This is a genomic window from Streptomyces hawaiiensis, from assembly GCF_004803895.1.
GTDB lineage: Bacteria > Actinomycetota > Actinomycetes > Streptomycetales > Streptomycetaceae > Streptomyces > Streptomyces hawaiiensis.
The window spans coordinates 3,169,320-3,184,353 of the sequence record NZ_CP021978.1; the positions used below are offsets into that span (position 1 = coordinate 3,169,320).

The window sequence follows — 15,034 nt, forward strand, 5'->3', positions numbered from 1 at the left end:
AAACTATTCCTTTCGGGGCAGTTCTACGGCCCGATCCCCAAGTCGCGTCGCATGACGGTCCGCATCTCAGATAAATTCTCCCACGTTCCTCTACGCATCTCCGCGGCCAGCTCGACGGTTTCACCTTGTTCAGGTTCTCCGATATCGATTCGCCGCAGGATTCCATACAGGTTGCTCAGATGACTGTTCACGGTGCCAGCCGCTACTAACACGGCGTCGGGAACGAGCATCTGAGCTTCTGCGTGACGAGCTCTGTGGTCGCGCCGCATTTCGTCCACATCGGTACGTATTTCATCGGTCACGGCACCGGAGCGAATGGCGACAAGATAGTTAGTCAGCGCTGTCTGATACAGACGGGCAGCGATGTTGAGCGCGACGTAGCAGGCACGCCGAATCTCAATAGTTGCTTGCTCGGTTTCGTACGCACGCTCTTCTCGCCGTTGCTGGTCGGCCCGCTCAATTTCTCGTAACTTGTTATTGTTGGCGCTCCGTTGGGTAAGAAGTGCAGAAGCGAGCGTGCCTATGATGCCTACGAAGGCAATAACTAAAGCACTTGTGGACGGACTCATAATTCTCCGAAAGTCACCCAGGTTGCGCGAACGGATCGTCGTTGGCCGGCGGTATCGGATCATAGTCTCGCTGGATTTTGAGCGTGGTCACCGATGCAGCGTCCATCTTCAGATGGAGCTTGTCACCTGCGAAGCGTTCGATCTCATCATCCCGATCAATACACCGCTTGTGGGGTACGTCGAGCACGACGCAGGTTTTGCCCGTCACCGCAGAGGTGTACATAAGGCCGTCGATACTGCGCTCACCGGATGGTTCGTGCACTTTGAGCAGGTATTCCGTCAAGATCTGGGTCGGCACGTAGTCGATCTGTTCGTAGCTCTCTCGAATTGGTTTCGTCAGATCTTTTACAAAATCTCTGAGGAACAAGATTCGGTGTCGCTCGGCGAATCGCTCGACATCGAATTCGGACGGAAGCGAGGGGAGCTTACTGCCGGTCAAGTCGACTACCGTAAAACGTCGTGTTGCCTGGAAGGACGCAACACTGACGTGAGTGTCGGAAGTTCGCACGAGGGTTTCCCGCACGGCTGTGTCTGCGTCTTCGGCACCATAGAACATGGGGATGCCGGCAGGACTCATGCGGTTCGCTTGCTTCGCGTACTCTCGTCCGGCCGTCCCCAGATCCTTCGCTCCCCAGGAAGCCTCAATATCCCTACGTGTGCGGGCTCGCCAGAAAATGTCACCTATCTCAAGGGCGCGATACAAGTCATGCTTCTCTACGTAATCACTTAGAGCTTGCAGGACCTTAGCCGGATGAACACCGTCCTCGTCGTAATCCTGCTCCTGCCAGTCCGTGCGTAGCCAGAAGACGTACCGAGACTCGTACATCACTGCTTCTCGAAAACGCTGCCAGCCAGTGCTGAGCGCTTCGCTCGGCGTGTAGTACCAGAAGTCGTTATCGGTCCACATTTTGTCAACGATGGAGTCACACACAACCTCTTGAAACTCTGAGTTGGCGAAGACGTGTCCGTATTCCCAGTTAATGAGATCCGATGTGTCAAAAGTGTTGCCTAGATACTCGCCCGTTTCCGAGTCATAGCGATGCTCGTTATCTGCGTCTTCATAACGGCGTGTAACCCCCTGCATGAATGCTTCCATGAAGACGTCTAGCTCGGCGGCCGGAATTTTATCGCAGAAGCTGCATGTCTTCTCGGGCGAGGATGCCTCTTTGACCTTGCTTGCAAGGAAAGACTCAGCAACACATTGCTCGCACACCCATTGGTCCCCGCCGGAGTACCAGCCACGATCTTGAGCTTCCATCCAATGCCGCTTGGCAAGTCCCATGCGCTTCCCCGTGTTGTTGTGTTACTTGGCAGTGGTCGCTTCGGTCTCAGGGGTGGAGAGGGACCGGAGCACACGAGCTTCCCAAGCTCTGGTCACGGCTTAGCGGCTCGTTCGGTCATCGATTGGGGTCAAAGACCGTCCCACGTAGAGGGTTCTCATCGCTCCACCGACCATTGATGACATCATCCGCCCATCGCGTAGTCACCACAGCCCGAGCTGAGAAGTACGTCCCCAAGGAATCTGTCTGCGAGATGTAGGCAGTAGCCATCACCGAATCTCGGTCAGCAACGACCTGACGTACTCGTTGCTCCACGGCGCGCAGTTCACGAGCAAACGCGCTATAAAACACGTCTAGCCCGTACGTCAGTAGGCGAGCCAAAGGCTTCTCGAACGCCCCACGCAGTTCGGCTACTTTGTTATCGAAGTCGCCAAGGTCCGGGACCCGACCTTGTCCGACGTCCACTAGCACTTGCATCAAATACATGAGCCATGCCTGCGCTTCGCTGCGGACCTCGGCAACACAGCGGACCGCCTCGTCTCGACGATCTGCCGCTTTCGCAGCAGCACTAGCCTCTAGCGCCCGTTTCTGAGCTTGCATGGGCCCAAAGTAGGTCGCGGCTCCGCCGATCATGGCGCCGACCAGACCCGCTCCCACTGCAGCCCAAGCAGCATCCACGTCATCCCCCAAGACGACTCACCAGGCACCAGCGCGCCTGCCCAAATCCAGTTCGAGCCCACGACGCTACCTGAGTGGGCCGGACATAGGGTGCTCGTTGGAGGGGCGCCGGCGAGGTAGGTGGCAAGTGAGCCCGAGGTCGTGCCACTCCTGCATCAAGGCCGGACGGCTCCAAGAGGCTTTCGACCTCGGCGAGCGGGTCCTCGCCGACTGAGACCGGGCCTTGGGACTCGACCACTCCAATCTCCTGAAGCAGGGTTCAGCCAGCAATGGCCTATCCGTGGACTCGTCCCGCCCTATTCGCCACGTACAGGGCCGTGACCTGCTGCGTTGCCTAGGACCCAAGTGGCCTCCGGAGCCGTGTCGCCATGTACGCCTAAGCCTTGCCGCCGGTTTCTGCGACTGGCACACAGTGACGGCTGCCTGCACATATGGTTCCTCCGGATAACGACGGAGGGGGACTGGTGCGATACAGCGCTCTGCCCTGGATGATCTTTGCCGCGGTGCTGCTACTTGCCGGCTGCGCGTCAGCCAACGATGTCTACTGGGATGCGTTTTCCACCGGCGAAGAAGTGGCCGGCGGCTACGAGGCTCCCTCGCAGCCCGCTGACTGTTCAGGCAAGGAGGGTGCTGAAGCCATCGCGTGCGGCGCTGGGTGGAACAGCCCTACACAGTTCTGGATCGACGACGAATGTGGAAGCAGGATGCCCGACACGTCGGAGCGGCAGGTGTGGATGGAGGGCTGTCGAGACGGAGCCAATGACTCGCCTAAGACGTCATCTCAATTGGTGGATAATTGTGTAGATAGTCGCTGGCAGACGTGCTGTGGTGGCGGTTGAATGCCTTGGTGAGCGACTACTGGACACCCGCGCATCACGCGGTCGAGCACGAGGATGCGGAGACCCTGGCCCGGTTGCTGGCCGACGGTACCGATCCTGATGAGGTCTTCAGCAACATGACGCTGCTGACGCACGCAATCGACGCCGAGGGCGATGGCTCCCTGCAGAGTGGTCAACCGTTGACCGTGCACACCACTGCTGTGCTGCTGGCCTTCGGGGCTGACCCGGAGCTCGCCGATCCAGACGGTCGCACCCCCATGGACATGGCCAAGCACTACGGCCACGACTTGGCGGTGAAGCTGCTGCGGGCCCACATCAGCGGCCGAGCCGCCGGTAACAGATGAGGGTGCAGGCGATACTCGTGAAGGCGAGGAAATGCTCGGCCTTGCGCTCATAACGACGGTGGAGACGGCGGCAGCCGGCGAGCCAGGACATGGTGCGTTCGATCGTCCAACGATGACGTCCCAGCCGCTGGGAGGTCTCAACTCCCTTGCGGGCGATGCGGTGCCGGATGCCTCGGCAGCTTAACCATCGCCGCAGGTGGGCATAGTCGTAGCCCTTGTCGGCATGGAGCTTGCCGGGCTTGCGACGCCGGGGGCCCCGGCGGGACCGGACCGGCGGTATGCCCTTCACAAGCGGGATCAGGGCCTGGCTGTCATGGACGTTGGCACCCGAGGTCCCCACGGACAGGGGCAGACCGGTCCGCTCGGTGATCAAGTGGATCTTTGAGCCGTACTTGCCCCGGTCTACAGGATTCGGACCTGTCAGGTCCCCCTTTTCAGGGCGCGCATGTTCACCGAGTCGATCGCGCACCGCGACCAGTCCAGTTCGCCACGGGACCCGAGCTCGTCAAGCACCAGGCGGTGGAGCTTGGCCCACACCCTGGCCTTCGTCCACTCGGTGAAGCGTCGGTGAGCCGTCGCGCCGGACGGCCCGAACGACGCGGTCGGCAACTGCTGCCACGTGCAGCCCGAGGTCGCCACGAAGACGATCGCGGCCAGCACTTCGCGGTCGCCATGCCTCCGCCGGCCCCCACCCTGGGGCCGCGACGGCGCTTCCGGAACCACTCGCTGGAACAGCTCCCACAACTCATCCGGCACCAGCCGCTCGACGATCCTCACCACGACCGCCAGCTTACCCAGCCAAATGAGATGACTTCTAACTATGAGCAGTACGGACCCCGCCCGTAACCACCCGACGGTCGCAAGAAGAGCTCCTGCCAGAACCGTGCCAGATCGTACGGGGAATCACGGGGAATGACGGGGACCAAGCCGTCGGCCCGTCAGTCCGCACAGCCGGTCCACCGCAGGTCAGGCCGGCAACCGTCCGTGGAGAACCCAAGCTTCCCAAGCTCAGGGCGTGCGCGGTGCTGGCATGGTGAAGCATCGACAAAGCGAGCGGTGTCGCCGAGTATCCCGGTGTGACTGATGACGAACTCGTTCTGGCCATCCGCACGCACGTTGCCGGCCGGGGCCTGCCCGACCCAGCATCCGCTGACGACGTCGCCGCCTTTGAGCGAGTGGTCGGGCACCCGATGCCCGAGCTGTTGAGGCGGATGTATCTCGAAGTCGCCAACGGTGGCTTCGGACCGTGGGAAGTGGCATCCCTGACCGACACCGGCGACTGGTTCAGTGACTGTGCGGACATCACGATGGCCTACCGCGGCTTCGCCGATCCCGATGGCCTTCCGCCGGGGATCGTCCCGCTTATGGACCGGGGCTGTGCCATGTGGACGCTGATCGACTTCCGGACGGCGGATGGACAACTGTGGGATTGGGACCCCAACCTCTGCTGCATGCAGCATGCCCTTGCGCCGCTCGGGCAGCCGCTCGCTCAGTGGCTCACCGACTGGGTGCACGGCAAAGCACACGAAGGCCCCTACCCACAGCGCGTGTTGGCCACGGCGGACTGTCGCAACCAGTGAGGCCGTTGAGACGAGGGCGGTGCGCGGTCGGTGCTGGCAGGTCACTGCTTGGCCATCGACGAAGCCCAGCCGTCGGTTAGGTCCCGGACGAGTCTCCGGGCCCCAGACAGGCCAGGGATGCAACCATTCCCTGCAGAGCTGGAACCCCCGGAAGCCGACCGCGCGCCAGAGACCATAGCCGCGAGCACTGACAACCGACCCAACGGCGCCGACCGTCAGCTGTGGCCAGTTGGCCCCGCACCGCAACCGCACCAGAACGAGCGGGGAAGTACGGGGAATCACGGTGAAAGCGGCCGAGCCCGGCAAGGCTCGATGCAGATCGTTCAGCCAGGTCAGCGCGCGAACCCGCTGCAAATGACCGCAGCTTCCCAAGCTGAGGTCCCACCGCAAGGCTGGCCGCCGTCATGGACGATGACCTCATGAAGGTGCGGGCTTGGTTCTGTCTCTTTGGTCAGTGTCGGGTGCAGACGAGGATGCCCGCGAGGCGGAGTGCGGCCTGTTAGGCGACGGAAGGCGTCTCCCTCTGACACCGTCGATGGCCGGCATGTTGTTGCACGTTGATCGAATGGCCGATGAACCCCACCACGCATGAGCTCGTCGACAACCAGATCCCCGCCGAGCAGTGGGACGCCTGCAGGAAGGGCAAAACACCCGGGCCGCTCTGATGTGCCTGTGGGATCGTTGAGCCGGGGAGGGAGCGTGGTGATGAGAGTTGCCGCGTTATGCGGCCTTGTTCCCGCTGTCCTCCTGACCGCGGGGTGCGAGAGCACACACAGCGCCGAGGCGGAGCCGTCGCCGAGCTACAGAGGCCCCGCCTGGGACGCCTATCGTGAGGGCTGGGGATTCGGGAAGCAGCGCCATGATGACGCCGTGGTGCCGCGCGACGTGGCGCGGAATGCTGAGTCAGGGGATCTCGGAGACGCTGTCGACGCCGATATGGAAAACGCCGAATGGTGATGCGAACGGAACCTCCCGAGTGAGCTGGAGACGGAGGACCAGGACCAAGAGGACGCGTTGGTCGCCGGGTGCGTCGGCGGGGTCTTGCCGCTCGCGGACCACCCTGAGCTCTATGTCCAGTAAGGGATTATGGATCTTCAGGGAATAGGGGCGTTGGCTGCTGCTGCGGTCGCGGCTGTCGGTATCCCGGCCGCACTGGTCGTCGGCAGGTGGCAGATGCGCGCGGCGCTGCGGGCAGCGGAGCAAACGGCCCGTGCCGGCATGGCACAGGCAGAGGCCAGCTACAAGGCGGCACTCGATGCCGTCCGTGCCTCCGCGGACGAGACACACGCCCAGTGGCTCAGGGACACACGTCGACAGGCCTATTCCTCGTTCCTCCTCGCCTGCCACGAAGCGCTCACGGCTTCCCTCGAGCTGAGGGAAAACTGTGGCACACAAGAGCGATACGACCGGTATGAAGCACTGGAGGACGAGGTTCGGGCGGCATCAACGAAGGCTCACACCGCGGAGCTTGTCGTAAGGCTTGAAGGGCCGGATTCCGTATCGCTGCTCGCCACCCATTTGGTCGGCCTTCTGGACAGCATCATACGGGACGATAACTACATGGCTAACCTCGCCAAGGCCCGCCCCGATCTCGAACTGCTGGTAGAGGAGGAAGGAATGTCGAGCCCCTACGGTGATCTCCTCAACGCAGTGATCACTTACCAGTTTGAAGCGCGGAATGAACCGGCCCGTGGCGCGTATCACTGGGAAGAGGACGTGCCAGACGAGCTCGCCGCCGCGTGGAAAGCCGTTCAGCAAGCCAGATTCCGAATTCCATTTCCGCATAGAGATCTGGCTGAACTCGTCACCGCAGAGTCCCGGCACGCCTCCTGGGAAGCGCGCAACAGGAGAGACACTGCAGCCCGTGAGTGGGATGAAGCGCAACGCAATTACGTCGCGACCGTAAGGGAACTCCTTAGCGCACCCGCGAGTAGGTGAACAACTGCCTTGCCCAGGCGCAGTATCTCGGCGAGGAATTCGTCGCCGTGGCTCCCCAGATGCCGGACAGCCTACGGGAGACCACCTGTCGGCCCGGTCTCGCAGCGGCAGACGGGCGAACGGGGCTCGGCCGCGTGCCGTCCAGGATGAACCGCACCGACGGGTGGTCGCGGCGGCGCCCAAGCATGTCGCGGTGGAGTTCGCGGCAGTCGACGTCGACAGCCGTGTTCGTGTTCCGCGAAGCGGTCACCGCTTGTTGGGAAGGGCCACGGCCGACCCCACAGGCCACGAGAGGGGCGGCCGTGGCTCGACCTGCACCGCCTCACCGAGGCTGCACGCCTCCCGTACTCTTCCCCGCACCCTCACGACACAGATCTCCTGAATGGCTGTCTACCACCAATGGGTCCCACACCGCACGCGATGGAGCGGAACCCGCGGCGCCCGGCTGTTTGCCAGCGTTCGTGATGGTCGTGGCGGCCTGTTCGACGCCGGGGTAGGGATGCGGGTGGGAACTGAGAGCGTGCGCTCGGTGGTCAACGGCGACTGGGTTCGGGGCAGTCTAGGACGACGTCTTCTAGCTACTGCCCCCGCATCCCACAGTCTTCTTTATGGGGCACTTTGCGGGTTGACCGCCCAGCGTATTGGATTCGTACGGACTCCTACTGAGCACGCCCACTTCGCTACGGCGCCACTTCTGGCCAGCACTGTCGACGAACGTCATCTTGATGCCAACGATGAAATCACCGTTCCCGTAAGGAACCTCGACCCTGGAACAGGGCGGAACCTGGCCCACAAATTTGTCGACGTATTTTAGGTCCTTTGATGTCGAGTCGCCGGGCACTCTGATGTAAACATCGGTGGCCGGATCGAATGATCTGTTGGAAATCACTACGACCCATGTTTCAGGTCGTGCTCCATTTTTTGTCCTGTCCTCCACCCAATTCGTAACCAGCGCCGCTTGACTCTGCTCTTGCTCTCTGTCCTGCTCCTTGATTTCCTGCAGCTGGTACCACCCGAGTACGCCGGTAACCATAAGGCCAATAGCGGCCGCACCTGAAGAAACGTCAGTAGCCCAGTCCCGCTTGCGCCGTGCGCTGCCCTCCATCGCTCCCCCTCCAATTTGGAGGAGGAAATACCCGTGCTCGTACTGCGGAAACCCCTGTTGGCGAGCTGTGTCTAGATCCGTACAAACACTCAGCCCGTCTTCGCCCTCGGTGGTCCTACTGCAGCTCTGGTCACGACGACTGCGCAGGGCTGTGTGCACACAAAGCCGACCGACTTGGCCCCACAACCTCAGGATGGGCTCCCGCTGACGATCGCAAATGGACGCCCCGCCCGTGTATTTGTAGATTGCAGCTCTCAGATAGCTGCGGATCAGTAGGATCTGACTCCTGACATCAACGGCCCCGGACAGGGGCGCACACAAGCGACTCTGTCCGGCCGTAGGGTCAGTCGACGGCAACACCGTTGCAGCTTCGGATCGCACCCCTGGAGCGGTAGTCACTAAGCTCAGTCCCACCGCAAGCGTGCCAAGCGCACGCCGGATGAGAACAGGGAGCCCCGGACCGTTTCCGAGGCCCCCTGCTGCACTACACACGGTTGCCGCTCAGTTCCCGCAGGGGTGCCCAGGCGCGACCGGCCTCCGTCCGCGGCTGGTCGCTAGGCGCAGCACGTCCCGCAGTGCGCTGGTCAACTGGGCGGCGAGAAGGTGCAACTCCTCCAGGTCCTCGATGTCGTCGTCGAGTACCTGCCGTGCGTGCTCAAGCAGTTGGGACGCCATCCCAAGCTGGAACGCCTCGATGTGGTCCGCCAGGCGGGACACGTAGCCCCCATGGTCACCAGTGCTCAGATAGCACGGCTTGCCGTCCGGCCCCGCCCATGGGAGGAGCCTCAGTTCGTCCTGTGCCGTCATCCCTCTACTCGCCCCTCGGTGGCCTCGATGTTGGGCGCCGGCGTACCGCTGGATGTCGAGCTCCTCGCTGCGTCGCCTCCGGGCCGAGACTGGTCAGATGCCGCGTGGCACAGGCAGCCGCAAGCCTCGTAGATCAAGGGGAGGTCGACCGGCGCCAAGTCCGGAGTGGACTCCGCGCAGGCCTGGTGCGTGCCGACCTGGCAAGCAGCCGAGCGGTACGAGGTAGCTGAGATGTCCGGGCCAAGAGTCTGCCGCCGCGAGGACGTCACTGAACCCCCAGGAGATTCGACCAGGCGTCGGTCGACAGGTAGGGAGCAATGACGACCGTCGGGCGCCGTCGGGTGCGTTCTTCTCGCGCCAGCACGTACGGACGGACGAGTGCACTGTCCTCGCCTCTGAGCAAGTGCCGATGGCTCGGCTCGTCGACGGCCTGCGCGAGGGCGACTGTCGGCCCGTCAGCGGATACCGGGGAAACAGGGGCGATCGGTGGCCGCGAGGGCCCTAAGGTGCGGCGATGCCTGCCCTTGGGGACATGCCGAGTTCTGGCGAGAGCAACTGCGCGATGGATAACGTTGAGCATGCTGGTCAGCTCCTATCGCTGATGGCTCGGTCCCCCGACATCGCCCGTCGCGGGGACCGCTTTGCGTACGACCGCCCAGAGGGTGCGGTCGTACAGGCTGGTGGCGAGCAGCCCAAATCGATCGGCCTCGGCCACGGCTTCCAGGACCTCCCGCCATAAGTCGGCGGAGAGAGATTCCGGCACTGCCGCTTCGACCGACGTGTGCCGGTCGTGTTCCTCCACGCGTGCGGGAAGTCCGAGGTCGGACAGCCGGGCAGCGATGGCTGCCGCGCGAACTCCCGAAGCGGGCACAGGGCAGCCTCCGTCACCGACGATCACTTTGAGTAAAGCTAGTTAACTAGATTAGAGCTAGTGGACTAGATTTTCCATATGCCTGAGCAGCCGCCCTACCTCCGCATCGCCGACGAACTCCGGCGGCGGATCGCGGAACACGTATGGGAGCCCGGGGACCGCCTGCCCTCCCGCGCCCAGATCGGCCAGGAGTGCGGTGTGGGCGAGAACGTGGTCCGCCGCGCGCAGGAGCTGCTGATTTCCCAAGGTGTGCTTGAGGGACGCGCAGGTTCGGGCACGTACGTCGCCGAGCCCCGACAGCGGGTCCGGGTCGTCCGGTCATCAGCCCGGGAGCAGCCCAGCGGATCGCCCTTCCGGGCAGACATGAAGGCCCTGGGCAGACAAGGGGATTGGGAAAGCCGGACCGAGGCCAAGGTGCCGGCACCGGCAGACATCGCAGCGCGGCTCGGCCTCACCGAGGGCGACCTCTGCGTCCGGACCACGTACGAGTTCCTTGCCGACGGCAGGCCGGTGCAGCTGTCGACGAGTTGGGAGCCGTACGACCTCACCGCCGGAACACTCGTCGTCCTCCCCGAGGGAGGGCCGCACGCCGGGGCGGGAGTCGTGAACCGCATGGCCGCGATCGGCGTCACCGTCAGCCACGCCGTAGAGCAACCGGAACCGCGACAGGCGAACGCCGAAGAGGCGTCACTGCTCGGTATCCAGAAGGCCGCTCTCGTGACGCACATCCGACGGACGTACTACAGCGACGACGGGCGGCCCGTGGAGACGGCGGACATCGTGGTGCCCGCCGCACATTGCGAGATCGTCTACGAGATCCCGATCAACCGATAGCAACAGTCGAGACCGAGCCGGAGTCACTGGAGTGCGCCGCATGACCAACGAGGTCCCGGGCTGCCCCCAGTGCGGCCAGCCCATGACGTCCGGCGGACTCGTGCTCTCCGAACGGGTGGACGACGGTCGACGGGCGTGCCGCTCCCTGTGGAGGTGTAGCGATCGGCATCTCTGGTGGGGCTGGGCAGACCGACCGGACGAGCCTCTCGAGGCCTGTCCTGTGCCGAACCTCTTCCGCTGAGTTCAGACAGCGCAAGACCGCGTGTCGAATGCGTGTCGAGTTCACGGGCGGACGCGCTGCGGGTCGCACAAGTATGCAGGTCAACAGTGGTGTGTCTCTCCATACACCAAGCGCCTTCTAAGCGCTTGGCCGCAGGTTCGAGTCCTGCCGGGGGCGCAAGTCTCCGCCCTCCCGTTTGGGAGGGCTTTTTGCTGGTCAGGGTGGGTGCCGCTGGGCACGGCGAGGCCCCGGACGCCTTCTTGATGATCAAGGGCTGACTCCGGGGCTGTCCGGCCGTTACGAGGTTTTTGCGGGTGGCCGTGTCGAATACGTTTCCGGTCGGGCAGCTGGCCCTCGAAGCAGCGGGCGTAGGTCGCCAGGAGCACGGCAACGCTGTTTCCGGCCCACTCGGCCACCTGCAGGCGTGGACCGCCCGCAGCGGCCGTATGTCAGCCGCCGCAGACTACTCGTGAACAGGTTCTCAGGGGCATCGCCGCAGGTCAGGTCCGAAAAGCCTCGAACCTGGCACTTGGATGACACGAGGGCATACCCGGCGTCAAAGCAAATACGTCCGGTGTCCTCATCAGGTCGCTCTCAGAGGGCGTTAAGTCCGTTTCTGGTAGCGGCCTCGTCTAGGTTGGGTGAGGAAGCCTTGTCGGGTGAGGCGTCCGAGGCGGCACGAGTGACGTTCAGGGCCGGGTCGTCGGTGGGCATGCCGAGAAGGTCGTGTAGTTCGCGGACACGGAATGCCTGGGCGGGGTGCTGGTTGAAGGCGCCCACGATGGCCTGGTAGGCGGTGGCCGTCTCGGGCGGAGCCGGTGTGTTCTCGGGCAGTGTGAGTTCGACGATGACCTTCCGGGTGGTGTCCAGGTCCGCGAGGTGCGCTTCGGTCTCGGTGAGGGTGGCGGTGAGGTGCTTGATCTGGCCGCGTAGCTCGCCGGCCTGGGTGGTGGCTGCGTCGTGGCGGGCCTGGAGGTTGGTGAGGAGTTCGGTGATGTTCACGCGACCGCCTGGAGGGTGTCGCGCCAGGATGGAGTGGGCGTGGTGAGGCGGCGGGTCATGTTCGCCGTGGAGGCCCAGTAGACGCGGGAGGCTGCGCTGTCGGGCCGGTGGTCGTATTCGCGGGCCAGGCGCCGAGCATCAAGGTGCCGTTGACCTGCTCGACTACCTACCTTTTGGGTTGCGGGACGAAGCCTTTGCCCTGGTCGGCGGGGTTGCGGTGGACGACCTCGACGGTGATATCCAGCAGTGCGCCGTGGATGACGACCTGGTCCTTGAAACCTTGGTCCACCAGGGCTTTTTCCCGTCGGTTGCCGCACCGTTCGACGGCTTGGTCGAGCAGGGCGGTGCCAGCCGCGTTGTCGTGATCCGATCCGGCCAGGACGACGACGCCGATGATTAGCCCCAGCACGTCGACGGCCAGTCCTCGTTTACGCCCCGGTGTCTTCTTGTTTGCGTCCAGTCCCGTCGTGGTCTTCGGGACACCTGCGGCCGCGCGCACAGACTGGGTGTCGATGACCACCAGGGATGGGCCCTCCAATCGCCGGGCCTTCTCCCGCACGGTACGGCTTGCGCTCACTCACCCTGCTGCTCCCGCTGAATGGAGCAGCTCCGCCAGAGTTGCGTAGGAGCGGTCCCAGGTCCATTCCGTTTGGACCCAGTGGCGACCCTTCTCGCCCATCTCGTGGGCGAGTTCGGGGTTGAGGAGGAGTCTGGTCAGGCGGTCCGCCGTCGCCGCCACCGAGCTGCCGTCGACGACATGGCCGGTCTCGCCATCGCGTACCGCGTCGGGGGCGCCGCCCGAGTCGCCTGCCAGGACGGGGAGTCCGGACGCGGCGGCCTCCAGGTAGACGATGCCCAAGCCCTCCACCTCCAGGCCGCGTCTGCGGGTACGGCAGGGCATGGCGAAGGCGTCGGCGGCGGCGTAGAAGGAGGGGAGGGTGTGGTGGGGGTGGCCGCCTGCGAAGACAACCGAGTCCAAAACGCTTTCGCTCAGGGCAAGTCGGCGTAGTTCGGGAACGTAAGGGCCATCGCCGACCAGGAGGAGCATGGCGTCCGGGACCGCCCTGCGGATCCAGGGCAGCGCCCTGATCAAGGTGTCCTGGCCCTTGCGCGGGATCAGTCGGGCCGAGCACAGGATCACCGGGCGGCGGCCCAGGCCATAGCGGGCCCGCACCGGACCGCCGTCCAGGCAGGGGTGGAAGGCCGTGGTGTCCACGCCGGGGACCAGACGTGCGGTGCGGGTCCCGGGAGCAAGGGCCGCCTCGATCGGTCGGCGGGTGCTCGCGCCTAGCCAGGTAAGGGCGTCGACCTCCGTGCCGATGCGGCGCAGCAGGGCCCTGGTTCCGGGGGTGCGGGCCCACCACACCTCGTGGCCGTGCGTGGTGGCGACGGCGGTACGGATGCCAGTCGTCTCCCGCAGTCGGCCCGCCATCAGGCCGAGCGGCGCCGCCGCTCCGAACCACACCCGGTCGCAGCCGTACCGGCGGGCCACGGATGCGGCGTGCGCGGTGGCCCGGGGGGTGGGCAGGAGGGTGCGTACCCGGTGGCGGATCACCGGGTAGGGAAAGGACTCGTCGGGTGCAGACTCCGCCGTGGCCGGGCTCGGCACCGAGGTGAAGACGACCACCTCGTTGGGCGGGAATCGGTCGGCCAGTTCACGGACGAACGTCTCGATGCCGCCCTGCCTGGGCGGGAAGTCATTGGTGACGATCAGTGTGCGAGGGCGGGAGTTGTTCGTCATACGAGGGCCTTCTCCCTGGAAGGAGCGACAGGGGTGACAGTGGTGCTGCCGCCCTGCGGCATCCGGTACGCCAGCGCCCCTAGCACCAGCGGATAGACCAGATAGCCGAAACGGGTCGCGGGCATCAGGGCCATCGCCAGGCCCAGACCATGCGCGAGCCGGGCGGCCGCTGCCCGTACCGTCCCCGGCGCCTGCACCACCAGCGATACCGCGATCAGCAGCGCGCTCACCGCGAGGAGCACGAGCGCGATCACCCTGCCGCCGGGGACGTACGTCGCGAGCAGATACCCGGGCAGCGGGCTCGCGGCTGGCGAGGTGGTGTTGGTGAGGCCCAGCGGGAAGGCGATGACGCTCCGGTAGAAGCCGGCGGGGTTAGCGAGGGCGAAAGGCAGCACCGCCGCCGTAGCGGTGGACAGGGCCACGACCGCGTGCCGCAGCGCGGGCCGACCGCCCCGACGTACCGCGATCAGCGCCAGCGCCACAGGCAGCGCGGGCCACGCCGTCCACTTGAGCGCGGCCGCGGCGCCGAGCACCAGCCCCGCCCGGCCCGACCGCCCCTGCCCGGCGAGCACCACCCCGAGGCACATCAGGCCGACGACCGGAAGGTCGATCCCGCCCACCGCGAGAGGCAGCGCGACCAGAGGGCAGGCGAGCAGCCAGGCTCGGTGCAGGCCGGACGCAGCGAGGGCTACCACGAAGGCGCCGCCCAGCCACCAGCGCGCATCCCCGGGCAGCACACCGAAGAGCGCCATCCCGGGCAGGTAGGGGTTGAAGTCGGCGACGGCCGTAGGGTCGGCGACGTACGGGCTGCCGGTCGTGAGCAGCAGCTGCCCCGACCCATCAACGACCGTGACCTCCAGCTGCCCGAGCCCAGCCGTCACCAGCGAGACGAGCGGCACCACGACAGCCCCCGCCACCGCGACCACCCGGGCGGCGGGGCGGGAGCGCGCACCGCACGCCAGGACCGCCGCAACCGCGTAGCCCGCCCCCGCCACCACCCCCCACACCCGGTGCGGACCCAGATCCGAGGCCAGAGCGAGCCCTAGCGCGACGACCGCGCAGCCAGCCCACGCGTACCGCTCGTGACGTACGTACCGAATGTGCCGCACGTACCGTTCAAGACTCTTCGTCATGTCCATCGACGGTAGGAATCCGCAGGTCGGAGGACGTCAACCGAGACTCCGAACCTGAAACTCAACCCGTGGCATGACATCCGGCCCCAGCCT

The 15,034-nt window shown here is 64.9% G+C and carries 13 protein-coding genes and 1 pseudogene; 4 read left to right on the forward strand and 10 right to left on the reverse strand.

Going from position 1 to position 15,034, the window contains the following annotated elements; genetic code table 11:
- Positions 1-23 precede the first annotated feature (23 nt).
- Together CEB94_RS14535 and CEB94_RS14540 are read right to left on the reverse strand one after the other, a co-directional pair.
- Complete coding sequence (locus tag CEB94_RS14535) at positions 24-569, reverse strand: hypothetical protein (protein ID WP_175432625.1); 546 nt, start codon at positions 567-569, stop codon at positions 24-26.
- 13 nt (positions 570-582) lie between these two features.
- Positions 583-1,851, reverse strand: a complete 1,269-nt coding sequence (locus CEB94_RS14540) for a HEPN-associated N-terminal domain-containing protein (protein ID WP_175432626.1) — start codon at positions 1,849-1,851, stop codon at positions 583-585.
- Positions 1,852-3,374: 1,523 nt separating this feature from the next.
- Here CEB94_RS14540 and CEB94_RS14545 point away from each other — a divergent pair.
- Positions 3,375-3,710, forward strand: a complete 336-nt coding sequence (locus tag CEB94_RS14545; protein ID WP_054214933.1) for an ankyrin repeat domain-containing protein — start codon at positions 3,375-3,377, stop codon at positions 3,708-3,710.
- On the opposite strand, the gene CEB94_RS14550 is transcribed toward CEB94_RS14545, so the two are convergent.
- Positions 3,682-4,481, reverse strand: a protein-coding gene (locus tag CEB94_RS14550; protein WP_425472531.1) for an IS5 family transposase whose coding sequence is annotated in 2 segments (ribosomal slippage) — positions 3,682-4,133 and positions 4,133-4,481 — 801 coding nt in all. Because the reading frame shifts where the segments join, the coding sequence is not laid out codon by codon here. The two genes, CEB94_RS14545 and CEB94_RS14550, sit on opposite strands and share 29 nt — an antisense overlap.
- A 305-nt stretch (positions 4,482-4,786) precedes the next feature.
- Here CEB94_RS14550 and CEB94_RS14555 point away from each other — a divergent pair.
- Positions 4,787-5,290 (forward strand): SMI1/KNR4 family protein, encoded by a 504-nt coding sequence (locus CEB94_RS14555; RefSeq protein ID WP_175432627.1) that lies wholly within the window; start codon positions 4,787-4,789, stop codon positions 5,288-5,290.
- Positions 5,291-6,376: 1,086 nt separating this feature from the next.
- The gene (locus CEB94_RS14560; RefSeq protein ID WP_175432628.1) at positions 6,377-7,228 is read left to right on the forward strand and encodes a hypothetical protein; all 852 of its coding nucleotides are present in this window, start codon (positions 6,377-6,379) and stop codon (positions 7,226-7,228) included.
- 574 nt (positions 7,229-7,802) lie between these two features.
- Here CEB94_RS14560 and CEB94_RS14565 read toward each other — a convergent pair.
- From CEB94_RS14565 to CEB94_RS40895, 3 genes are all read right to left on the reverse strand, one after another.
- Positions 7,803-8,333, reverse strand: coding sequence for a hypothetical protein (locus CEB94_RS14565; protein WP_175432629.1), 531 nt, complete (start codon positions 8,331-8,333; stop codon positions 7,803-7,805).
- 501 nt (positions 8,334-8,834) lie between these two features.
- Complete coding sequence (locus tag CEB94_RS14570; protein WP_175432630.1) at positions 8,835-9,140, reverse strand: hypothetical protein; 306 nt, start codon at positions 9,138-9,140, stop codon at positions 8,835-8,837.
- Between the two features lie 592 nt (positions 9,141-9,732).
- Complete coding sequence (locus tag CEB94_RS40895) at positions 9,733-10,011, reverse strand: hypothetical protein (RefSeq protein ID WP_246112156.1); 279 nt, start codon at positions 10,009-10,011, stop codon at positions 9,733-9,735.
- 78 nt (positions 10,012-10,089) lie between these two features.
- Here CEB94_RS40895 and CEB94_RS14575 point away from each other — a divergent pair, with 78 nt between their 5' ends.
- Positions 10,090-10,845, forward strand: a complete 756-nt coding sequence (locus CEB94_RS14575) for a GntR family transcriptional regulator (protein WP_175432631.1) — start codon at positions 10,090-10,092, stop codon at positions 10,843-10,845.
- A gap of 814 nt (positions 10,846-11,659) precedes the next feature.
- Here the strand turns inward: CEB94_RS14575 and CEB94_RS14580 are convergent.
- The 4 genes and pseudogenes from CEB94_RS14580 to CEB94_RS14595 form a co-directional block, all read right to left on the reverse strand.
- On the reverse strand, positions 11,660-12,067 hold the full coding sequence (locus tag CEB94_RS14580) for a hypothetical protein (RefSeq protein ID WP_246111798.1): 408 nt from the start codon (positions 12,065-12,067) through the stop codon (positions 11,660-11,662).
- Positions 12,064-12,626: pseudogene (locus tag CEB94_RS14585) on the reverse strand (transposase); the annotation flags it as partial. The pseudogene CEB94_RS14585 and the gene CEB94_RS14580, both read right to left, overlap by 4 nt.
- An 18-nt stretch (positions 12,627-12,644) precedes the next feature.
- Positions 12,645-13,808 carry a glycosyltransferase family 4 protein gene (locus CEB94_RS14590; protein WP_175432632.1) on the reverse strand — a complete coding sequence of 388 codons (1,164 nt, stop codon included), beginning with the start codon at positions 13,806-13,808 and terminating at the stop codon, positions 12,645-12,647.
- Complete coding sequence (locus tag CEB94_RS14595) at positions 13,805-14,941, reverse strand: glycosyltransferase 87 family protein (protein ID WP_175432633.1); 1,137 nt, start codon at positions 14,939-14,941, stop codon at positions 13,805-13,807. Before CEB94_RS14595 ends, CEB94_RS14590 begins: the two co-directional genes overlap by 4 nt.
- Between the last annotated feature and the right edge of the window lie 93 nt (positions 14,942-15,034).